The sequence below is a fragment of the Streptomyces sp. URMC 126 genome, from assembly GCF_051386555.1.
In the GTDB taxonomy this organism is placed as follows: Bacteria; Actinomycetota; Actinomycetes; order Streptomycetales; family Streptomycetaceae; genus Streptomyces.
Genome location: NZ_JBPQTX010001450.1, coordinates 1 through 229, shown reverse-complemented (window position 1 = coordinate 229; position 229 = coordinate 1). Strand labels below are relative to the sequence as shown.

General features: G+C 60.3%; 1 protein-coding gene. It reads right to left on the bottom strand.

Going from position 1 to position 229, the window contains the following annotated elements; genetic code table 11:
• On the bottom strand, positions 1-229 hold a 229-nt coding region (locus tag ACSNOK_RS36635; protein WP_436784952.1), incomplete at both ends, for a transposase.

The window sequence follows — 229 nt, the reverse complement described above, 5'->3', positions numbered from 1 at the left end:
ACCTTGGTCGGAGTTGCAGATCTCGGGCGGTCCGTATGTGGCCAGCGCTTCCTTCAGAGCCTCGACGCAAAAGCTCGCGTCTATGGAGTTCGACAGCCGCCAGCTGAGCACCTTGCGGCTATGCCAGTCCATGATGGCTACCAAGTAAAGAAACCCCCGGCGCATGGGGATGTAGCTGATGTCGGTGCACCAGACCTGATTGGGGCGGGTGATGGCCACGCCTTTGAGC